Source organism: uncultured Pseudophaeobacter sp. (assembly GCA_905479575.1).
GTDB lineage: Bacteria > Pseudomonadota > Alphaproteobacteria > Rhodobacterales > Rhodobacteraceae > Pseudophaeobacter.
Genome location: CAJQNB010000032.1, coordinates 33,453 through 55,318, shown reverse-complemented (window position 1 = coordinate 55,318; position 21,866 = coordinate 33,453). Strand labels below are relative to the sequence as shown.

The 21,866-nt window shown below is 54.9% G+C and carries 19 protein-coding genes; 11 read left to right on the top strand and 8 right to left on the bottom strand.

Annotated features, from left to right (window positions below):
* Positions 1–346: 346 nt before the first annotated feature.
* Together QZ268_RS10205 and QZ268_RS10200 are read right to left on the bottom strand one after the other, a co-directional pair.
* A complete protein-coding gene (locus tag QZ268_RS10205; protein ID WP_295451825.1) occupies positions 347–667 on the bottom strand; it encodes a hypothetical protein in 321 nt (106 codons plus the stop codon).
* Entirely contained in the window at positions 664–960 is a 297-nt protein-coding gene (locus QZ268_RS10200) for a hypothetical protein (RefSeq protein WP_295451823.1), read from the bottom strand. Before QZ268_RS10200 ends, QZ268_RS10205 begins: the two co-directional genes overlap by 4 nt.
* Before the next feature lie 467 nt (positions 961–1,427).
* Between QZ268_RS10200 and QZ268_RS10195 the strand changes: the two genes are divergently transcribed.
* The 6 genes from QZ268_RS10195 to QZ268_RS20185 all read left to right on the top strand — a co-directional run bounded on the left by QZ268_RS10195 (position 1,428) and on the right by QZ268_RS20185 (position 7,570).
* Entirely contained in the window at positions 1,428–2,330 is a 903-nt protein-coding gene (locus tag QZ268_RS10195) for an acyltransferase (RefSeq protein ID WP_295451820.1), read from the top strand.
* Entirely contained in the window at positions 2,315–2,917 is a 603-nt protein-coding gene (locus QZ268_RS10190; RefSeq protein ID WP_295451818.1) for a hypothetical protein, read from the top strand. Before QZ268_RS10195 ends, QZ268_RS10190 begins: the two co-directional genes overlap by 16 nt.
* A gap of 10 nt (positions 2,918–2,927) precedes the next feature.
* Positions 2,928–3,626, top strand: coding sequence for a hypothetical protein (locus QZ268_RS10185; protein ID WP_295451815.1), 699 nt, complete (start codon positions 2,928–2,930; stop codon positions 3,624–3,626).
* A gap of 1,272 nt (positions 3,627–4,898) precedes the next feature.
* On the top strand, positions 4,899–5,900 hold the full coding sequence (locus tag QZ268_RS10180; RefSeq protein WP_295451813.1) for an HEXXH motif-containing putative peptide modification protein: 1,002 nt from the start codon (positions 4,899–4,901) through the stop codon (positions 5,898–5,900).
* The gene (locus tag QZ268_RS10175; protein ID WP_295451810.1) at positions 5,887–7,344 is read left to right on the top strand and encodes a class I adenylate-forming enzyme family protein; all 1,458 of its coding nucleotides are present in this window, start codon (positions 5,887–5,889) and stop codon (positions 7,342–7,344) included. Before QZ268_RS10180 ends, QZ268_RS10175 begins: the two co-directional genes overlap by 14 nt.
* Complete coding sequence (locus tag QZ268_RS20185) at positions 7,334–7,570, top strand: acyl carrier protein (RefSeq protein WP_353401956.1); 237 nt, start codon at positions 7,334–7,336, stop codon at positions 7,568–7,570. Before QZ268_RS10175 ends, QZ268_RS20185 begins: the two co-directional genes overlap by 11 nt.
* Here QZ268_RS20185 and QZ268_RS10170 read toward each other — a convergent pair.
* From QZ268_RS10170 to mtnA, 3 genes are all read right to left on the bottom strand, one after another.
* Positions 7,533–8,201, bottom strand: a complete 669-nt coding sequence (locus QZ268_RS10170; RefSeq protein ID WP_295451808.1) for a hypothetical protein — start codon at positions 8,199–8,201, stop codon at positions 7,533–7,535. The genes QZ268_RS20185 and QZ268_RS10170 overlap by 38 nt on opposite strands.
* A gap of 701 nt (positions 8,202–8,902) precedes the next feature.
* Positions 8,903–9,565 (bottom strand): class II aldolase/adducin family protein, encoded by a 663-nt coding sequence (locus QZ268_RS10165; RefSeq protein ID WP_295451805.1) that lies wholly within the window; start codon positions 9,563–9,565, stop codon positions 8,903–8,905.
* A complete protein-coding gene (gene mtnA / locus QZ268_RS10160; protein ID WP_295451803.1) occupies positions 9,558–10,685 on the bottom strand; it encodes an S-methyl-5-thioribose-1-phosphate isomerase in 1,128 nt (375 codons plus the stop codon). The genes QZ268_RS10165 and mtnA overlap by 8 nt, the downstream gene beginning before the upstream one ends.
* A 921-nt stretch (positions 10,686–11,606) precedes the next feature.
* Between mtnA and QZ268_RS10155 the strand changes: the two genes are divergently transcribed.
* The 3 genes from QZ268_RS10155 (at position 11,607) to QZ268_RS10145 (ending at position 16,259) form a co-directional block, all read left to right on the top strand.
* On the top strand, positions 11,607–12,572 hold the full coding sequence (locus tag QZ268_RS10155; RefSeq protein ID WP_295451800.1) for a TAXI family TRAP transporter solute-binding subunit: 966 nt from the start codon (positions 11,607–11,609) through the stop codon (positions 12,570–12,572).
* A gap of 145 nt (positions 12,573–12,717) precedes the next feature.
* Positions 12,718–15,819 (top strand): TRAP transporter permease, encoded by a 3,102-nt coding sequence (locus tag QZ268_RS10150; RefSeq protein WP_295451798.1) that lies wholly within the window; start codon positions 12,718–12,720, stop codon positions 15,817–15,819.
* Complete coding sequence (locus QZ268_RS10145; protein WP_295451795.1) at positions 15,816–16,259, top strand: universal stress protein; 444 nt, start codon at positions 15,816–15,818, stop codon at positions 16,257–16,259. Before QZ268_RS10150 ends, QZ268_RS10145 begins: the two co-directional genes overlap by 4 nt.
* An 83-nt stretch (positions 16,260–16,342) precedes the next feature.
* On the opposite strand, the gene QZ268_RS10140 is transcribed toward QZ268_RS10145, so the two are convergent.
* From QZ268_RS10140 to QZ268_RS10130, 3 genes are read right to left on the bottom strand one after another with little or no spacing between them, the layout of a single operon-like run.
* Positions 16,343–17,395: a lipocalin-like domain-containing protein gene (locus QZ268_RS10140; RefSeq protein ID WP_295451793.1), complete on the bottom strand. Its 1,053-nt coding sequence runs from the start codon at positions 17,393–17,395 to the stop codon at positions 16,343–16,345.
* Entirely contained in the window at positions 17,385–19,823 is a 2,439-nt protein-coding gene (locus tag QZ268_RS10135) for an ABC transporter permease (RefSeq protein WP_295451791.1), read from the bottom strand. Before QZ268_RS10135 ends, QZ268_RS10140 begins: the two co-directional genes overlap by 11 nt.
* Complete coding sequence (locus QZ268_RS10130; protein WP_295451789.1) at positions 19,820–20,476, bottom strand: ABC transporter ATP-binding protein; 657 nt, start codon at positions 20,474–20,476, stop codon at positions 19,820–19,822. The genes QZ268_RS10135 and QZ268_RS10130 overlap by 4 nt, the downstream gene beginning before the upstream one ends.
* A 169-nt stretch (positions 20,477–20,645) precedes the next feature.
* On the opposite strand from QZ268_RS10130, the gene QZ268_RS10125 reads away from it, so the two are divergent.
* Positions 20,646–21,503: a YihY/virulence factor BrkB family protein gene (locus QZ268_RS10125; RefSeq protein WP_295451786.1), complete on the top strand. Its 858-nt coding sequence runs from the start codon at positions 20,646–20,648 to the stop codon at positions 21,501–21,503.
* A 178-nt stretch (positions 21,504–21,681) separates the two neighbouring features.
* Positions 21,682–21,861, top strand: a complete 180-nt coding sequence (locus QZ268_RS10120; protein WP_295451783.1) for a hypothetical protein — start codon at positions 21,682–21,684, stop codon at positions 21,859–21,861.
* Positions 21,862–21,866: the final 5 nt, after the last annotated feature.

The window sequence follows — 21,866 nt, the reverse complement described above, 5'->3', positions numbered from 1 at the left end:
CACTGTGCCTCCTGTTCTGCAATGGCGCGGAGAGCGGCGCGAGCCATGTCAACGCACCACCCGCCCTGTTCGGTTGCCGCGCTAAACCAATGATCATCTGCCATTAATGGCCCATCGTGCATCGCTTTCGCCATTTGGGATACGTTCAGGTCATCTGCCAACAACACGTTTGCCGCCATGGCTGGGGTGATGGCGGGGCGGTTGTTCCAATCCTGTCCTGTTATGTATTAGTTTGGGCCCGTAGCTTGACAATCCAAGCACCAAGTTCCGACAATTTTGTCATCTCCCCCGCTTTTCAGGTTTTCACCCCCACAAAACAGGCATGGTTTAAGTGCTTCACTCATCCTTATGCCTCCTGGGTTGCCGGGCTATATACTGCGGGCAATCCGTTCTTTTCCTTGCTGATTTCGATTCTTCCGGCGCTGCCGAGCCAGTTCAAATCGCCTTGCAAAGTATGTCGATCCTTGCCAGTCACCTTGGCAATCTCCTGCATTTTCATAGGCTTGTTGATCGTTTTAACAATGGCCTCCCGTCGATCCGCGACCATCGTTCTTCGGGTAGCTTTCTTTTCCTTGGGATTCTTCCCTTTGGTGAAGCGGCGCGAGAGGCAATGGCCACGCCCGGAAAGCAGCCCCTTGGCAACCATGACGCCAGTCTTATTTTTCACCACATCCCGATCCTCAGAGATGGCTGCAGCAATTTGGTCGATGCTGAGCCACTTTCCTTCGACAGCAGCAACAATCGCCTCTCTGATGCGGGCATGCCGTTCATACGAACCGTTTGTTTGTCTGCCTGATGCGCGGATCTTTTTTTGACGACTGGCTTTGTTGGCGCGGCGCCCATCGCCTTAAGCATGGCGTTTTCCATGGCCCGCGGTGCGAGAAGGTACTGGCTCGTGTCCTGGGGAGGTTGGCTGGATGGCGAAGTGTATTGGTCGAATTGTTCGGAAAAGAGGTCCACTTGGGCCTCCACTGGTGATGTTCCTTTTTCAGTTAACGCGGATTGCATAGACCTCGACCGGATCGGGGCCGAAGTGCGGGTGCGTGATGGTGGTTTTGTGATAGCCAAGCCAAGGACGGGTAATCCTGCGGCTATGGTCACCCTTAGGCGGATATCTCCTGTCATGAAAGCAGTAGGCACCAGTGAGCTCTGATAAGTTAACAGTCACCCGACTCGATGATGGCCAGGTTCTACTCCTGAAGCCGATCCAGATACCTGTGGAGTAAGGTCGGTTTGTCGGTTGTTGAGCCCCATCTGTTCGTGTCTAGAACAGGTTCTCCTACGTAGGAGATTTATGGCAACTCTTGTCCGGATACATCTGAAGCATACTTGACCGAGCTTCTCAATTCGGTCAGGAACAGAGCGCATTTCCGATCTTTAGGCCCTTTAGTGATAGAACCAGCCATCATTTGATTTGGATCCATATTATGAAATATTCTCAAGCGACAACCCGAGCGAGGTTTGAAACCCTTGATGGCTTTCGCGGCATCGCGGCAACGGCTGTGGCGTTCATGCACTTCCAGGCGTTGCACCATTTCTATTCTGCTGATTTTGTTAGGCATAGCTTTCTGTTTGTAGACTTCTTCTTTGTGCTTTCAGGGTTTGTTATTTCATTTGCATACTCAAAACGGATAACTAATGGATTGTCGTCACTGCAATTCATGGTGAGGCGTTTTGGGCGGCTTGCTCCCTTGAATTTGGCTGTGCTGTTGGTCTTGATTTTGGCCCAATGCGCCGCTCTATTGGTTTCTAACGCAGGAGTGACGTTGCCAAAGTCGCCATTCACCGAGAATTGGGACGTCGCAGCAATTCCAACAAATATTTTCTTTCTGCAAGCATTTGGTATACACGATACCGGAACATGGAACCTGCCTAGCTGGTCAATAGCAGCGGAGTTTTGGGCGTATTTAACATTTGCAATCGTGTTGATACGTGCTCGTAGTCTGTATATTTTCGTGTCACTAGTTTTGATTGCAGGTGCCATTTTCGTTTTGATTGTGTTGTCGCCCGACTATATTGTTGCAACATATGATCTTGGGTATTTCAGATGCGTCGCTGGTTTTTTTGCTGGTGTAATTGTGCACCGATTTTGGCGAGACAATAGTTTAAGTAAATTTGTAGCGACGATTTTGGAAATTATTATTCTGTCTGTTGTCGTTATATTTGTTGTTTATGCATGCGGTAGGCCAGCTAGCTTTGCTGCACCGCTAGTTTTTGCGATTGTTGTGTGGGTGTTTGCCAGCGAGAGGGGAGCACTTCATTTCTGCTGCGAGGGACTGTGTGTCAATCTTTGGGGCGGTCGGGGTGATTTTTTATGCAAGTTAGTATAAAGAAAGATGGCACCTCAATTGCTCTGTTCTTGGCCCTAACGGTCGCAGCATATACTAACCTAGGAATAAGCATTGGCGGTTACGTGGCAGGCGCGATTCTTAGTTTGCTTGGTCTTGCGGTTTTTGCTCTCAAGTCTCGAAATGGTCTAATAGACAACCGTGGAAAGGCATTCAGCAGTGTTGTTTGGATTTTCCTTTCGTGGTTTTTGGGATTGGTTTTTGATCCACTTTTTTCTGACAACTTGGAACAAGTGAAATCACTTGCACTCATGTTCTCAGCTCTAATCGTGTTTGTTTCTGTCTTCCGTCTCATTGAAGAAATCGGCGTCGAGAAGTTTTCTAGGATCGCTCGACTATTAGTAGTGGTAACCCTGTTGGGCTGCGCGTTGGAGGTCTACACCCCATTCACCACTGACGGCGTGCGGGCAGCTCTTTATGGTGAAAGCCTACTTTATGCTTCGGATGCTAGGGACATAGAGATTTTTTTGCAATATTCGCCCAAAGTTCTTCACTCAAGAACCTTCGCATGTAGCAAAATTTGTGACTTTCATGACATGCGCATTTGGTCTCAGTTCGAAGGGGACTAAACTGCAAACGATGGTCATGTTTGTCGCCGGGCTATTGTTGACCGGCTCGCCTTCGATGTTCTTTGGTGTGATGATCTATCTTCTAGGCCTTCACTATCGGCATTTTGGGCGCAACGCCGCTCATCGACTGGTGGCTGTGGCCATTGTTTGTCTACTGTTGTTCATATACCTAAATCTGCCATACTTTGCGCAATTTGTCCCAATAGCGCGCGCGCAAAGCATCGCAAACAATACTGATGTCAGTACCTTATTGAGAAGTTCGGGACCAGCTGAGATAGCACTTCGCACGATGATCCGATACCCGCTGGCGGGAACGGGCATCGGTGCTAGAGAACTCGTGCAGGACATTGTGATCGAAGTCTACGCGAAAAACCCTTACGTGTTCATTCAGCGTTTCATACTTAATCCTGGATACTCTGGTTGGGGATCTGCTCTTTTTGAACTGTTTGTCTATGGCGGTGTTGTTTTCAGTGCTGTCCTTGTAGCGCTTTACATACGACTGTTTTGGGGAATGACTGGGGTGCTGTTCTTCCCAACGGCTGCCGCGACGCTAATTTTGCTTTCGGACGCTGGTTTTGTAGCCCCTAGGGTGTGGTTTTACATCGCTCTTGTCTTGGCGTCATCCCATGTTGGTTTGAAGCTAACAGAGCCGTTGAAACGTAGGAGAATTAGGTTCACCCTTTCGACAAAGACTAGTGGATTCTCTTAGCAATGTAACCGGTTGTGAGCTGCATGGGATGCGCCAGATCGATGGCAACGGGATCAAAACCCCGCTGCGGGTTTGGGCGAAGTAGTTGTTGTACCAAGGCGAAGACTTTTCCGCCTTGGTACTATTCTTTGAGTACCACCCCATTGAAATCATTAGAAAACTTATGATTTTAAAATCCCCCGCTGGTGACAGCGTGCCGGTTCGAGTCCGGCCTTGGGTACCATATTCTTCAAGGGCTTGCGTTATTACGTTAATGCAAGCCCTTGAGAGCCTCCTCACAAGTTCCCCCAGCAGTTCCCCCATTCCCTTTTCGTTCACGTTCTGTCGCGTCGGCTTTGGGCCTGTTTTGAGAGCCTTCTCTGCGATGCACGCTGGCGATACTTTTGAACCATGGCTAGAGTTTTGTGGCCTGTCACTGATTGAATTTGCGCACCGAATGCAACCACAATGGGGCCCGCATGGAGAGGGACTAGGGGCCTGCCACGACGTCGCGCCGGAGACGCGCAAGGGAGGGTCGGGGCAGGCACATTCCCGCCTGTCAGATCTAGTTCCAGCACCCCGCAAAACACGAAAAGGCCTCAGTGGCGAACGCTTGCGGACTGTGACGGTGGCTATGATTTGTCTGAGCCAGTTTCTGTCGATCCAGAAAACTGATCGCGGCGCTTACAGATCCTGAATTTGAGCGTTTTACGCGCATAGTGTAGCAATTTTCCAAGGCCGCAGCGCACGCATTTTTTGACCGCTACGTGCATGTAGATCCCGCCCACATATTGGGAGGGGCTGCCCCCTGCGTCCTCCTGTTCTCCGGTTTGCCTTGACGCGTGATCGCTCTCACTTACCAAATACCTACGGCGAGCGGAACGCCTTCGCGGCCCGTTTCATCATTGCGAACAGTGATAGCGCCACTGTCGCTAAGCTATCCAAAAGTTGGGAAAATAGATTGACAGGTTACACAATTTCGCTGGGAAACATCATGCACGTGATTAGAAGCAGTCGCGTCGATTTTCCCTCCGCGGAACTCACAGCGCTTCAAGAGCAGTTCAGATACCAGTTGACGCGATTTTCTTCCGAAAAGGGGAAAGATATTTTCCGCAGCGGAGGCTTCCAGCGCACAGGCAGCACTTGATAGTACAACGGGTTACGCCGCATATATTGGTTCGGAGCAGCTAGGCCTAGCCGCGTTTAACCGCCCCCGGCTGCGGCTTCGTGAAAGTGCAAACTTCTCGAAAATCAGTATCATGTTTGTGAAAGTCATTTTATTAGGTACATATTATGGAAATCCAGTTTGGAACAACCTTGTTGCCGAATGCAGATGATCTTCGGGAAACGATCACGCGATTATTCTGCAGGCTTGAGACCTCATTGTGGCACCTGCTGCTTGAGGTTTGGGACGCACCCGAAAACACAGCGAGAGCAGAAGAAAAAATCAAGCGTATTTTCTCCGATCACAGGCGCCCCGATAGCCTTGTGTTTGCCGCCCATGACGCCATGTTGAACGCAGCACTCGCGCAGGACGAACCCAGATTTGAACAGGCCTGCCTGCAATTCCTACAGCTCCCCGATCCGGTCGAGGCGACCGGCCTCAGGGTACTCGGCCTGTCGGAAGAAGAGCTGGGACTCGGTGCATGTAACCTTCTTCGTCGTGTGTTTCGTGATGATGTCGGGCTCACAGCCGATCTGAGCGCTCCCGGCGCCGAGGAGAAGAAACAAGCTGCTGCCAAGATCAAACTAGCGATAAACACGCTGGAACAGTACGCGCCCAATTGGGCAAAGGAGTTCGATCTCCTCGTGTCGCAGGTATACCTTGCCGTTAACCGGGACCCCAAGAAGAGCGGCTTTGGCGGCGCCACGGTCTTTGGGGCTTTTGGTTCCATCCTCGTGAACTCTGACAAGATTGATATTCTACCAACGGTTTTGATGACGCTGGTGCATGAAAGCTCTCATGCCAAACTGTTCCTGTATCACCTGGATGACCCTGTCATCCTGAATGAAGATACTGAACTCTTCAGCTCTCCCCTCCGCTCCACGCCGCGCCCGATGGAGGGGATTTTCCATGCGGCCTGGGTCTCGGCACGCATGGTGCAATCTGCGAGGGCTATGCTCGAAAACGGCTTTAGCGGGCCGGATGCCGAAGAGCTGCGCCGCCAATGCAGGCAGGCGGTGATCATCTATCGGGATTGCGCTACTCAAGTTGAACGACATGCGCGTTTGACGCCGCTGGGACAACAGTTGTTTGATGATGCACAAAGGGCAATGTCAGATGCCTGCTCCTGAAACCATCGGCGCGGCCTTTCTGAAACAGGTCGAAACAAACCCAGGCACCATACTTTTCGAAACTCGGCGCGGAACAGGGGGCGGCTCCCTCACCTACGCAGACTTCAAAATGCGCATCGAGTTGACGATGTTAGCTTTTGCCAGAAAAGGCGTTTCTGCTGGCCAGGTGGTAGGGCTTGCCAACACCAACCAGATTGACACGTTCGCTGCAATTTTTGCGCTATGGGCATTGGGGGCGTCGCCTCTGGTGCTCGATTTCAGAAGCCCGCCTTCGGACATTTTGGAAAGGGCTGCGAGGTCGCGCGCTGTATGTATCTTTTCAGACTTTCGGAAGCTGACGCAGAACGAAGGGGTTCTGGAGGCTCCCAGGGTCGGGGAGGTGACTAAAACTTCGGGAGGGCTGATTTTTCCGGCCACGCCGCATGTCACCGCAGATTTCATTATGAGTTCTGGAACAACCGGGGTTCCGAAACTGCACCCTTTATCACATGAAGAGCTTTTGAGTGCCATTGACCGGATGGCCGTGGGCGGAGAAAGAGGCCATTGGGGAAATGCAGTGTCCTGTCTCAATCTCAGCTTTCCGGGAACGCGCTATATCTGGTTCCGCAACGCGCTCAGCGGGCGCAAGATCATCACTGTCCCGGTGTTCTTCGACTATGGGGAACTCGATGCGGCTCTCTTGCATGAGGATGCAGAAGAAGTCACTTTGCCGCCGGTATTGATCCGCGGTCTGGTCCAGCACATCAAGGCGCAAGGGTTGGTCGGGGACGGGCCGCGCTATGACAGGCTGGTCAAAATGCAGAGTATCGGCGGCCCGCTGCTTGGCCCGGTTCTTACAGAAGCCAAGTCCATCCTGTCCGACAAGCTTTGCGTTACCTATTCTTCGACGCAAACGGGCATCATATCCCGTCTGGAAGGGGATGCGATTGACAGCCATCCAACCTCCGTTGGAAAACCGCTTCCACATTATCATATCAGGATCGTCGATGACGAAGGCTGCCCACTGCCCAACAACCAGGTTGGCCATATTGAAGCGCAGGTCAATGGCAATGCCGCTCGGCCTGGTGATCGTGGCTACCTGGACGACGAAGGGTATCTCCATGTTGTGGGGAGAGTTCAGGAGTACTTTTGCCGAAACGGCATTTCCTTCAACGCACCAGACCTCGAGAACCGGATCCAGGACGTTACCGGCGCGGCGCTTTGTTGCGTGATTTCTATCCCGAGCGAGGCCGGTGATGAAGATCAGATCGTTGCGGTCATCGAAGCCGAGCCAAGCCACATAAGCGAAGTCAAAACCCGATTGAGAGCCCATCTGTCGCCGCTGACAAGGCCGGACAAAATCGTACTGATGCGGGTGCTTCCAAAGACATCTGGTCTCAAAATCGCAAGGGCACAGTTGGGTCAGATGATCGAAGAAACACCAGAGGTATGCCATGCCATTTGAACTGAGCACCTGCGTCGAAGACGCCTTTAAAACCTGCTTTCCCGATGCCGAGGTATCGCAGGACAGTGATTTTTTCGATCTAGGTGGGGATTCCCTGAAAGCGGTTGACCTGTGTCGTCTTATTGGAGGCCCCCTCGGCATGGAGGTTCATCCATCCATTCTGTTTTCTCATTCCACCCCGGCAACGCTTACAGATGCTCTTCGGCGCGAATGCGGGTCCCTATGAAATTTTCGATGTTCGCGATGAGGTAGGGGAGGTTTTCAGCCTCGAAGTATTTGCCATGCCCACAGGGCAGGCTGGCTTGCTCATATACTGGAAACAGGTTTTCTACCCGCTGCTCGGTCATGCTCTGATCCTGCAGGAAGGGGTTTCGTTCCGGTGCCTCCGCGCCGAAATTGAGCAACGCCGGAACGGGTATTGTGTAGTCGGGAATGGCATCAATCGCGGCTACGGATTTTATGTCATGTCCAAGTTCCAGCAGGCGCCGTGCCAAACAGATTGCAAATGGCGCTCCTTGGCAATTTCCACCAACAACCGCAATCTCCTTGGGCAACATGCCAGTCAAAGCGTCCGCAAGATGGTTCGCCATGTTGGCACCAATTTCATCCCGCTCAGGCGATGGTTTCATGATGAGGTTGAGAGAGCGAAGCGCAAAAAACGGCCGCTCCGGATCCAGTGCTGCATGGAATCTTGCGGGTTCGTGCGCCGCATTGAAAAACCATAGGATCGGCGCGAGAGATCCGGATGAATTCAGGTACCTTACAACCCCTCGGGGGCCGACGGCCCGGCCTGGCCAATTGTCGGACAAACGCGAAATCGAACGAAAAGTTTCGTCGATCTGTGTGTCTGAACTCATCATAAGGTTTCTTGTTTCTGCGATATTGTGGGCAAGCTCTACTGGTGCTTGCGACGGCCCGATAGTTCGCAGGCCGCCGCTTTCTTCAGAATTCGGAATATCGTGCCGGATTGGCTTAGAAGCCACTGCCCGGTGGGGCTGGTTCACCGACTTTCGGAGCGGCTGCTGCCTTGCTGCCCTTCAATGTCAGGATTTTATTGGGATTCAATTTCATGGTAACTTCCTCTTTCAAAAGGTTTTGATCACACAAAGATTTTCTGTCGGCTGTTTCAGCGGAGACAGACAAAACGTTTCAACTCGCCGTGTCAATGAGGTTTTGCCTCTTATCAATAAGGGGCTCATATCGGCGCTGAAAAGGCTGATATGAGGTAGCCTGTCGAGGCTAGGGGTGCGATCGGGTGCTGCCTAATTGGCCTGTGCATAGACTGGCTTGCTGCATTATTGAAATCCAAATTTATTTTAGTTGATGGAAATTTCTGCACACACCTTAGCGCCGAAAAAACCTAAGTTATTTAAAATTAAACACCTTTTCAGCATCAATGAAGCCAAGATTCACATCTGAGCTGCCGCAATCTGCGCCAAAAGATACTCTACTGAATTGCCCATTGGTAGCACCGTGGACGGTGCGCGATACTACAATCGCCGACGCGCCGTGAACAATCACCAGCAGCCGAGAGCGGTGCGCGGCTTTTATGATCTGTTCAAAGAGATGTGCGGCCATAATCTGCAAAGGCTTGCTTGACCTCACTCATCTGGTCTGCGCCCAGGAGTTTTGGGCTGCCTATTGTAAGAGAGGTCACATAGCCCTTGGCCAGGGTTTCGAGCTCCATCATCCGCCACAGCGCAGTCTGCAGGCTGTCGCCGGTAACCACTGCGCCGTGGTTGGCCATCAGGCAGGCTGATCTGTGATGCAGGGCCTGAACCACCAGACGCGACAGCTCCTGGCTGCCAAAGAGCGCATAATCGGCCACAGGGACGTCATCGCCACCAAAGGCCGCCACCATATAGTGGCAGGCCGGGATCGGCTGATGGTTCATCGCCAGCGCGGTGCAAAAGGTGGGGTGGGCGTGAACCACGGCCATTTCAGAGCGCTTGGCCAAAAGAATATCCCGGTGAAACTGCCATTCCGACGAGGGTTTCATCTGGCCTGTGCGCATCTGAGAGCCATCCAGTGGCATCAGCACCAGCATGTCGGGGCGCATCTTTTCATATTCCACCCCAGAGGGCGTGATCAGCATGCCCTCGGTGGTGCGCAGCGAAATATTGCCGGACACACCTTGATTGACGCCCGCAGCTTGCATCGCCAGACAGGCGTCAATGATGGATTGCCGGGTGGCAGTGTCATCGCAATAGGGCCTAGACATTGGCGGAGACCTTTGCCGTGGCGGCAGGTGGGGCCATATCCGGGAACAATGCCGCCAGTCCAGCCTCAGATGCGGCGCAGACGCCACGTTCGGTGATCAGGCCCGTCACCAGATGATTGGGGGTCACATCAAAGGCCGGATTGCTGACAGAAGTCCCCTCCGGTGTCACCTGTACGGTCGATATTTCGCCTGTATCTGTACGGCCCTGAATATGGCTTACCTCTGCTGCGGCGCGGTCTTCGATTGGTATTTCCGAGATCCCGTCCAACACCGTCCAGTCGATCGTGGGTGAGGGCAGGGCGACATAAAAGGGAATATTGTTGTCTTTAGCCGCCAGAGCTTTGAGATAGGTGCCGATCTTGTTGCAGACATCCCCCTGCCGGGTGGTGCGGTCGGTTCCGGTGATCACCATATCAACCAACCCGTGTTGCATCAGATGCCCGCCGGCGTTGTCCGTGATGTAGCTATGGCTGATGCCATGGCTGCCCAGCTCCCAGGCGGTCAGCGCCCCCTGGTTGCGGGGGCGGGTCTCATCCACCCAGACATGCAACGGGATGCCGGCATCATGGGCGTGGTACATCGGGCTGGTGGCGGTGCCCCAGTCAACCGTAGCAATCCAACCGGCGTTGCAATGGGTCAGCAGGCGCACCGGGCTATCGTCACTTTTCTGGGCGGCGATGTCTTGGATCAGTTTTAACCCGTGTTCACCGATGCGGCGGTTGATCTCCACATCTTCGTCAGCGATTTCATGCGCCAGAGACAGCGCAGCCTGGCGACGCTGCTCCAGAGGCATGCCCAGCAACAGATTCCGGCACCGGTTCAAGGCCCACCTGAGGTTAATGGCGGTGGGGCGGGTTTGATTGAGGGCCTCCCAGGCCTGTTGCAGTGCGGCGTCGCTAGGATCCTGGCGCATGGCCAGCGCCATTCCATAGGCGGCCGTGGCCCCAATAAGAGGCGCGCCGCGCACATGCATATCCTTGATCGCACTGGCAAAACCCTGCAGGCTGTCCAGCTGTTCGATCCGAAAGTCATGGGGCAGCCATCTTTGATCAATGATTTGCAGGGCCTCGGCGTCAGTGTCCCACCACAGGGATCTATAGGGCGTGCCGTCAACTTTCATGAGTGATCTCCGCAAGGGCGTAACCTGCAAGTGCTAGGCGCAGGTCGCAATAAAGTGGTACAGCCAACCTGGCTGATTTTGATTGTACCTTTATGACAGATCTAAAGGTGGCAGTGCGACCACTTCTTCATAAAACATACCACAGAGGCGTGTTCTGACCCTCCCCGGTTCCTTTGCTTTGTCGACCTGTCTGGCTCTCTGGTCGGCTTTGTTTAGCCCTTTGGTGCGGCGATCTAGGCGCCCGTGTTGCCTGCCTGCAGGCCCCGCTCAAAGGCGGCAGTAAGAATGATCTGCCACTTTCGCGAGGGTGGGCAGTATTCAGGCTTCAGATCAATGGGGGGACAGCAAACCGGGGGCACCAAACCATCGGCGCCCTCGATAGACGCCGCTGATAGGCATCTATCGAGGGCGCTGAAGTCTTTTACCTTAGGGTTGTCTGCGACCAAGTTGCTAAGTAAGATCAAATGGCTCGCGGTTAGGCTGTACCGTTTGGTTCGCGGCACTTTTACCAATGAGCGGCATGAGACAGTAATTGATCTGGAAAACGAATGCTTCGTTCTGATTTTCCACCTAATCCCCGCAGAACCCACCGGCGACCCTTAATCAGGCCGAGTTCGCTCTTGCACTAACCTGCGGCAATCTGCCACACTGCTGCGACTCTTGAGGGGGAGGGCACAGGGGAAAATTGGCGGGCTTTTGTCACATGCGAGAAAAGTGCCGTCTCATCCACATCGCTTGATTTTGAAGCGCTTGACAGGTCGGGACCGCAAGGGGCTAGCTTGGGAGAGTGCAATATGATCACCCCTCATTCATTCTGTTGGCCGCGTGGTACTGGATGAAACAAGAGTGAGTGCATGCCTATCGCCGTTCCAACGTAGAGCGGTGAAATTTCATGAAAAACATCGTGGGAGAAAACCAAACATGAAACATACAAAACTAACCGTGGGTGCCTTGGTCACGGCGGCCTTTATGGCCCCGGCTGCGCAGGCGCAGGAGTACATCACCATCGGCACCGGTGGTGTAACAGGTGTGTATTACCCAACCGGTGGCGCGATTTGCCGTCTGGTGAACAAGAGCCGCAAAGAGCACGGGTTCAAATGCGCGGTGGAATCCACCGGTGGCTCCGTCTACAACATCAACACCATCCGCGAAGGCGAATTGCAGTTTGGCGTTGCCCAGTCTGACTGGCAGCACCATGCCTATCACGGAACCTCCAAGTTCTCTGAAAAAGGCCCCTATGAAAGTCTGCGCGCCGTCTTCTCTGTGCATCCCGAGCCCTTTACCGTTGTGGCACGGGCCGGCGCCGGCATCACCACCTTTGACGATCTGAAGGGTAAGCGCGTCAACATCGGCAACCCGGGCTCTGGTCAGCGCGGCACCATGGAAGTGCTGATGAATGCCAAAGGCTGGGGCATGGAAGACTTTGCACTGGCGACCGAGCTGAAAGCGGCTGAACAGTCCGCAGCTCTGTGTGACAACCAGATCGACGCCATGGTCTATACCGTTGGCCACCCTTCCGGTTCGATCCAGGAAGCCACCACAGCCTGTGATTCCGTCCTGGTAACCGTTGATGGCGACGCTGTGACCAAACTGGTTGACGACAACGCCTTTTACCGTACCGCCACCATCCCCGGCGGCATGTACCGCGGGTCGGATGCGGATACCCAGACCTTTGGTGTTGGCGCGACCTTTGTCTCCTCCACCGATGTTCCGGACGAGGCCGTCTATGCGGTTGTGAAATCGGTATTTGAAAACTTTGACGCCTTCCGCAAACTGCATCCTGCCTTTGCAAATCTGAAGGCTGAAGAAATGATCGCCGATGGTCTGTCTGCACCGCTGCATGACGGCGCGGCGAAATACTACCGTGAAAAAGGTTGGATTGAATAATAAATCCAACGACATAGGAAGGGGCGCGATTTCGTGCCCCTTTCAATTTACGAAGGGGACCCCCCCAAAACCAATAATATCAGACAGGGTCCGAAACTGGGGGCTTTCTCCATAGGGCGGATCACTTCTGTATGGGAGATTATCCATGACATCCGATGCTCAGGGAAATCGACCGCTTAGCGAAGATGAACTGCAGGAACTGGTTGCCTCCTCCGATGCGGGTGCGCGCAACCCGGTCGGAGCAGTGGGTCTCTCCCTTGCTGTCATCGCTGTTAGCTGGTCCGTTTTTCAAGTCATTCTCGCCTCACCGCTGGCAAACTACCTGCTACCGGGCGCGGTCAATAATAACTCGCGCCTGATCCATCTCGCCTTTGCGCTGATGCTGGGCTTCATGGCCTATCCAGCGATGGGCCGCGAAAGCCGCAATCTGATTTCCTTTGCCCTTGGGCATTTGGGCACGGTTCTGGGGCTGGGGGCCTTTACGGTCGCAGTGATGATCACGGTCTCGCCGGATATCTCCATCAATGTGGCTGTGGCAATTGGCGCAGTGGTTGCGCTGGCGCTGGTGGCGCCAACCTTCCTGAATGGATCTGGTGTCGCGAGTGGCGTGGAACGCCTCGTCAGTGCCCTTGGTATGTTCGCCGCGATTGTGGTGTTGTTTTACAGCGCCTTTGCCATTCTGGGCCAATACCTGCTGGACGGCTGGAGCAGCACCCTGCAGGCTGTCGCGCTGATACTGGCCCTAGCGATGGGCGCCTGGTTTGTGCTGTCCTATGTGCGTCAATGGAAACCCCCCGAAGGCGGTTTTGTCCCGGTTCAGGACTGGGCTTTGGCGGGCGCCGGGGTTTTTGTCGCCATCTATGGCTATCTGAACTATCAAAAGATCGTCGACAGTGGCGGCCTGGCGGATGACATCGACAAGTTTTACGCCCTTGCGGGCCTGTTGATCCTGTTCGAGGCGGCCCGCCGCGCACTGGGGCCGGCCATGGCGATTATTGCCACGATTTTTCTGGCCTACGTTTTCTTCGGCTCCTCTGACTGGGTGCCAGAAGTCATTCGCTGGAAAGGCGCAAGCCTGAAAAAAGCGATGAGCCATATGTGGATCACCTCGGAAGGTGTCTTTGGTATCGCACTTGGGGTCTCGACCAAATTTGTCTTTCTTTTTGTGCTCTTCGGCGCTCTTCTTGATAAGGCCGGGGCAGGGAACTACTTTATTAAAATGGCCTTTGGCGCGCTGGGTCACCTGCGCGGTGGTCCGGCCAAGGCGGCCGTTGTTGGCTCTGCTGCGACCGGTCTGATCTCTGGCTCTTCGATTGCCAATGTGGTCACCACCGGCACCTTTACCATTCCGCTGATGAAGCGGGTTGGCTTCTCGTCAGAGCAGGCCGGATCGGTCGAGGTGGCCTCGTCTGTGAACGGGCAGATCATGCCGCCGGTGATGGGGGCTGCGGCCTTTTTGATGGTGGAGTATGTCGGCATTTCTTATGTCGAGGTGATCACCCACGCCTTTCTGCCGGCGGCGATTTCCTATATCGCACTGGTCTATATCGTGCACCTGGAGGCGGTGAAACGCAACATGCCAACCCTGGGCAACCGCGAAGTCCACATGACCCGCACCATTCTTGGCATGGCCAGCTTTTTCGCAGTCTTTGCCGGACTGTGCTACGGCAGTCAGTTCCCGGTGGAGGCAGCCTATAGGTGGGTGCCCAGTATTGCGGGCGTTTTGATGTTTGGCGTGGTCTTTGCGATCTATGTGGCTCTGGTGGCCCTGGCCTCCAGCATTGATGATCTGGAACCGGATGACCCCAACGCCAAAGAGGTCGAACTGCCGGAAATCGCCAAGATCTACAAAGCAGGTTTGCACTATATGCTGCCCATCGTGGTTCTGGTGTATTTCCTGATGATCGAGCAAAAATCCCCGGGGCTTTCGGCCTTCTGGGCCACGGCGCTGCTCTTTGTCATCCTGTTGACCCAAAAACCGATCAAGGCGTTTTTCCGCAAACAAAGCAATATCGTAGCAACATTTGTTGAGGGGTGCCACGACCTGTGGAGCGGCTTGATTGACGGCTCTCGCAATATGATCGGTATCGCCCTTGCAACGGCGACGGCCGGAGTGATCGTGGGCACGGTAACGCTGACAGGTGTGGGTCAGGTGATGGCCGATCTGGTGGAAACCATGGCCTATGGACTCACCTATCTGAGCGCAATGGCGGTTCACGCGATCAGCCCGCTGACCGATTTTGTTGGCATTACCAGCTTTCAGGGCACCGTGGCCGAACGCGCCGCAGACATGACCGGGACCATTCTGGTTTTTGTTCTGCTTTGTGTTGGTCTGTTGTCTTTGGTGCTGGGCATGGGGTTGCCCACAACCGCCAACTATATCGTTGTCAGTTCGCTGATGGCGGGGGTTGTGGTGGAACTAGGCGCGCAGTCTGGTCTGATCGTGCCACTGATCGCGGTGCATCTGTTTGTGTTCTACTTTGGGATCATGGCCGATGTGACGCCACCGGTGGGGCTTGCCAGCTTTGCGGCTGCCGCTGTGTCCGGCGGTGACGCCATCCGTACTGGTTTTGTCGCCTTCTTTTATAGTTTGCGAACAGTGGCTTTGCCCTTTGTCTTTATCTTCAACACGGACCTGTTGTTGATAGATGTCACCTGGACCCAAGGCATATTGGTTGCCATATCCGCTACCATTGCCATCCTGGTCTTTACCGCTGGCACCATGGGCTACTTTGTCACCCGCAGTAAGATCTATGAAAGCTTTCTGTTGGTCTTTGTCGCCTTTGCGCTGTTCCGTCCGGACTTTTTTATGAACCGGATAATGCCGGCCCACACGGAAGTTGCTCCAACCGAACTGGTGCAGGCGCTTGGGACGGCTGAGGCGGGGCAAGAGCTGCGCTTGACCATCGAAGGGCCTGATTTTGACACTGGTGAAATTGCCTCAACAACGCTGATTGTCGAAGCGATCGAAGGCTTGGATGGCGCTGCTTTGGCTGAAAAGGCCGGGCTGATCCTGTTGCCCGAAGGCAGCCAGATGAACCTGGATGCACCGGGCTTTGGCACCCCGGCGGAACAAGACCTGGGCAGCTTTGACTTTTACGGGGACAGCCCTGTTTTTGTGAAGGAAATCCTGGCACCAGTTGATCAGCTGCCCAAGGAGTTGGTGTTCATTCCAGCGCTGTTGCTGCTGGGTCTGATAGCCATGATGCAACGCGGCCGCGTCCGCAGAGAAGGAGATCCAGCATGATCAAATCTGTCCTGTGCGCGGTGGAGCTGAGCGACAAGGCCACTGATAAAATGGTACTCGAACAGGCGGCCAGAATGGCCGACCTGGACGGGGCGCAATTGGATGTGGTGAATGTTCTGCCTGACTTTGGCGAAAGCTGGGTTTCTGGGTTCTTTGAAAGCCACCACCATGAAAAGGCAGTCGAGGAAACCACAGCCACGCTCAAAAGCATCTGCGCCGAGATCCTGGGGCAAGAGCGCAATGCCAAGATCCGCCATGTGGTTGCCACCGGCACCGCCTATCAGGAGATCCTGAAGGTGGCCGAGGCCGCTGACAGCGACCTGATCGTGGTTGGGGCGCATAAGCCTGATCTGAAGGACTATTTGCTGGGCCCCAATGCGGCCCGGGTCATCCGTCATTCAGAGTGCTCGGTCTTTGTTGTGCGCGGGCCAAAAGCCTGACGACCCAACCTGAAGACCTGGTTTGAAAATCAAAAAAGGGGCGCTTTGAGGCGCCCCTTTTTTCTGGCTATTTTTACTGTGCGCTATTCATAGCCGGTCATTTCCAAATAGCCGGTGCTACTGTGACTGCCAGATACCGTCACCGGACCTTCCCAATAGGCAAAGGCAACATCCATCCAGCTTTGTGGGTTAAGCGCCTCAACTATAAGGGAAACATTCCTTTCAGGCAGGTCGACTTTCCAACGGGTTGGAATGCTCCGCCCCTTGACCTCAACCTGGGCCAGCGGTTCCGCCTGAAACACTCCCGGAGCCAAAGGCGTGACCTCGCCAGTGGCAGAAATCCAGGTGCCGGAACGGAAGTCCTCGGCCCCGTTGGCACCGCGCAGGACAAAGCCCATCAGCTTATCCCCGCTGTCAAACCGCAGCGAAAACCAATCCCAGCCTTTTTGGTTCTCTGACAGCGGCTGGCTGGACCATTCGCGATCCAGCCAGCCATCGCCAGTCACAGCAACGGGCCCAGAGGGCAGGGTGAGACTGCCGTTGATTTGGTAATTTGGCTGCGAATAATAATAGCTTGCCTGACCTTCGGGGGATTTCACCGAATAGCCCTGCTCACCTTGCAAAACCAATGGCGCCGTGGTCTTGGCCGAGAGCTCATATGAGAAACTGTCACCCGCGGCTGAGAGATCAAGCTGGGACAGGTCATTTGCTCCTGCCATTTGCCAATCGTCAATCCAGGCCTGAAAGGGCGCTGTGGTGACGCCGGCCTGGCCAATGCCCCCACGCGCCAGACGCTCAGCTGAGAAATGAGCAGTGGCGCTGGTCAGCCCGGCATGTCCCATCCAAATCTGCGGGCTTTGCCAACCTTCTGCCTCGCCGGGGGCAAGCGCACTGCGAAACAGCGTCCATTGAATGCCATAGCTTTGCCCGGTTTCGTCCTTAAGGTTGGCGGTCAAATACCACCATTCAATACGAAAATCAGGATGCGCTCCGTGGTCCATGGGAAATTCCAGGCGGTGGTCGGGATGGGGAATTGCAAAACCTTCAGCCGCAGTCCCGAGGCCGGCAAACCCCTGGGACAAGGCCGGTCCGGCAACAAGCAAATTCAGACAGAGCAGCAGGCGGCTAACGTTCACTGGAAAAAACCTTTAAGAGTGCACTGGGCTGTAGGCGGAACAGCCGCCAGGCTGGCAGTAGCGCCGCCAGCAAAGCCGCCAAAAGCGACAGGATGACCAGCCACAGCCAGTCCAGCGGAAACAGATAGATCGGTAGCCGCCAGCCAAAGGCCTCTGTGTTGATCACCACCAACAAGGCCCAGGACAGTACCAACCCCAGCGGCAGCGCCAAGAGGGCCGTCAAACCCGCCATCAGGAGGCTGCGCGCGATGTCGATCTGCGCCAGCGTCCGGCGACTGACCCCCATGGCCCAAACCGGACCCAGTTGCGGCAGGCGCTGGCTCCAGAGTGTTGCGAGACTGGTGAAAATTGCAAAACTCGCCACCCCCAGGGTGAGCAGCTTCAGGCTGTCGGTCACCCGAAAGGTCTGATCAAAAACCTGTTGTGAAGCGGCCTTGAGCTTACCTTGTTCAACAAGATCTTCCCGATCCAAATCAAACGTTTCTTGAATCTCTTTAATCAGGTCAAGGACATCCCTGGCGTCTAAACGCAGGCCAAACCGCTGGTTGGGCGCCTGGGGCGCATTGCGCAGCAGTTGCACCATCGAAACAATCGCCTGCCCGTGAGGATTTCCATAATCCGAATAAATGCCCAGGATGTTGCTGGGCCAGCCCTGTGGCAGCAGTATTGTGTCGCCCAGGCTCAGGTTGCGGCGGCGTGCCAGTTGTTCGCTGATCAAAATCCCCTGACCCGTTGCCAGTAAATCCCAGGCCCTTGGCTGGGATTCCAGCATCGGCCAGTGGTCACGATATGTAGGATCGTCCCGCACGCCGTAGATGCTGATCTTCCCGGCCTGATCGCGCAAGTCCTGGGAGCGGATCGGCAAAACCCGCAGGTCTTTTTGCGCCAGCCATTGCTCGAGCGCTGCCCCCTGGGCGTCGTCACGGGCGGTGACGTAAAGCTCAGACGACAACCGTTGATCCAACCAGCCCGTAAAGGTCAACCGAAAGCTGGAAACCATTGTTCCAACGCCAATATTTGTAGCCAAGGCCAGCATGAGCGCCATCAGCGCCAGCGACAGGCCCGGCAGCTGTGCCCGTGCATCCGCCCAGAGCCAATGGCCAAGCGGATGGCGCGTCAGTCTCTGTCCGGCCTGCAGTATGTGCCAGAGGCAAAATGGCAGCAGCAGCGCCGTCCCCAGCATGAGACAGCCGAGAAAGGCAAAACCGCCATTGAGCCCGCCCCAAAGCAGCAGGGACAGGGCGCCAATCCCCAGCAAGCCGACCCCAGCCCGTGCCCAACCGTTGAAATTGCGCAGGATCTGCTGGCCTCTGGCCTGGGTGGAGGGCGCTTGTAGAATAGGCAGATGCCAAAGGGTGAAGAACGAATAACCACTGGCAACAGCCGCCCCCAACAGGGTCATGGCAAGACCGGACAGCACCCATGCGGGTTGCAGGGTCAGACCGTTGTCCACCTCGACACCGTACAGCCCCGAAAGCGTCACCGCGACCCCAGGCAACAGGGATGCGGCGATAAAATAGCCAATTATCAAACCGATAAAGGCCGCTATAAAGGCAATAAATGTGATCTCGATCAGCAAAATCAACACAAGATTTGCGAAGGGAAGCCCAAGGCAGCGCAGGGTGCGAAACAGGCCGCGCCGCTGCTCCATCGCCAGACCAATAGTGCCTTGCACGATAAACAGCCCAACGACAAAGGACAGGAACCCAAAGGCCGTTAGATTGAGGTGAAAGCTTTCGGTGAGGGTGCCTGGTTCAACGCGGCTGGCATTTGCGGCTTCAAATTGAATATGATCCGGCAGTGTTTGCAGGGCACTCGGGTGTGGTGGCGTTGACGGCAGATAGATGAGCCGTGTCAGCGTTGTAGGCGCGTCGAGCAGTCTGCTTACAACCGAAATATCGCCAATTGCATGTCCTGGCGGCAGCTCTGCCGAGCGATGGAGGGTTATATCGGGGAGCTCTGCGGCGATCCGTTGGGCCGTTTGAGGATGCAGCAGCAAACCACCGGGCGGGCGCAACATGGAAATCAGGATCTCCCCGTCCTGGGCAGTCATGTCCTGGGCAGTCATCTCGGGGGGCATGATGCCAGAAATGGGGGGCGGCGATAACAAATCAACCCCAGTTATTTCAATGGACTGGCCCGCAACCTTTATGTTTCCGGTTAGGATCGGAGACAGTTTCCAGCCGCTGCGTTTTAGGCTGACATAGTCGGACACCGTCAAGTTATTGGTGGCGGACACCAGGCTTGGGCGGTCAATTTGGCGCGCATAGTTTGCCGCCTTGGCGTAGCTGGCCCTTGCCTGGCTGTTGATCGCCTGAACGGCCATCCAGAGCGCGGTCGCCAGTGCCAGGCCGACAATCAGGGCTGCCAGCTGAAACCTGTGCTGCCGCCAATGGGACAGCAGTGCAAGGAGGGCGGGCCGGGTCACGTCAACCCGCCGTTGCTCAGATGCAGACGTTGATCCAGCGCTGCGGCGATAGATTGGGAGTGTGTGACCAGAAACAGCGCGGTTTGGCTTTCTGTAACCAGATCCAGCATTAAACCCAGCACCGCGTCACCGGTCTCCTCATCCAGGCTTCCGGTCGGTTCATCCGCCAGCAACAGCTTGGGTCGCATAGCAAGCGCACGGGCAATTGCCACCCGTTGCTGCTGCCCGCCCGACAGCTGTTCGGGGTAGCGGGACAACAGTGCGGTCAAGCCCAACCGCTGGGCCAAAAGCGCCTCCCAATCCGGGTCATGGGTTTTGGCCAGCTTGGCATGCAGCGCAACATTTGCAGCGACATCGAGTGAAGGGATTATATTAAATTGCTGAAAAACAATGGAAACCTTACTTCGCCGCAGCGCCGCCCGCCCGGTTTCATCCAGGTTGCTTAGGGCAATGCCATCCACATGGATTTCGCCACTGTCAAAACTGTCCAAAGCACCCACCAGGTGCAATAGCGTACTTTTTCCAGATCCGCTTTCGCCGGTGAGCGCCAGAGAGGTTCCGGCCTGCACCTGCAAATTCACCCGATCCAAGATCGGCTTTTGCAAACCGCTTTGGGGAATTGTCTTGGTAACATCTGTTACGGTTAGAACCATGTTTTGATCTGTATCCCGAGAAATGGCCGTCAGCAGGGCAAATGGCAGGTTGATCGCTGAATGGCAGTGAATACGTCTGAGGTGAAACTGTCCAGTAACCCGCTGTCTTGTCGGCGCTCTTTGTCGTAGTGTACTGATGTTTGTGATGTAGATACGGATGTCTGCCAATATGAAAACCGGCATTTTTTCAAATATTTGGATCAGGTCGCTTTGGCTGGCGATAAACCGCTTTAACAGCAAGAACGGCTGGGTGATGAGCAGCCATATTGCCATGTCGATGATGCTGGCGCTTTTCCCTTTTGTTTTGTTCACTGTGGCCTTGGCCGGCACCGTTGCGAGCCTGTTTTCGCAAAGCGTCGAACTGGATCATCTGGTGGAGCTGGTTTTTGGAGCCTGGCCAGAGCCTGTCTCAACCCCGATCCTGGCTGAGCTTGACGCGGTGCTGGAGACCTCCAACACTGGATTGATCACCGTGGGTGGTATCTTTGCCCTCTATTTTGCTTCCAACGGCGTCAATGCGGTGCGGCTGGCCATGGTGCGGGCCTATCACGACCAGGATCTGCGTCCCTATTGGGTGTCACGGCTGCTCTGCCTTGGCTTTGTGATCCTGGGCGGTGTGGGTATCCTGATTGCCGCCCTGTTTGAGGTTATCTTACCGCTCTACCTGCATTATCTCGCTGACTTTTTCCCCAATGTGGAGCTTTCGGGTTATTTGACGCCCGGCCTGCATGCCTTGGTATTGGCACTGTTGCCTTTTGCGGCGGTATTATTCTGCCACCTGTTGCTGCCGGGACAAGTCCACCGCCTGTCCCACATATTGCCTGGGACGGTTCTCACGGTTGCGCTGTGGTGGGGCGCTGGGATTGGTTTTGCCTTCTATGTTGGCTCCATCGCTCAATATTCTGCCACCTATGCGGGGCTGGCCGGGGCCATGGCGGCAATGATTTTTCTCTATGTGAACGCGGCGATTTTGATCCTGGGGGCGGAATTCAACAGCGCCCTTATTGACCTAAGATCAAAAAGCTAAGGCAGTCCAGACAGATCAATCGCTGATTAGGTCGCCGACCAAAGCCCTAGATATGCAAAAATACCACACGTTTCCAGATTGGAAACAATGGGGCAGTCCTGCCACATTTTGGCCCCGCTCGGATCCTACCCAGATCCTATCCCATCGCCACAGGAACACCAAAGGTAGGAAGAGCAAGATGACAAGGTTTGGCAAAGAGCTGCTGGTCCCGCAGCTGGTAAAACAGGTTTTGCAAAAGTCAGGGCTCGCCAGCCAAATGTCGCAGAAGCTGCGAGTTTCTCTGCAAAGCGAAGGCGAGGGCGCAGAGGCCCTCGAACTGCGTGATCAGGCAAGCCGGTCGCTGCTGGCACAGCCCTAAGCAAG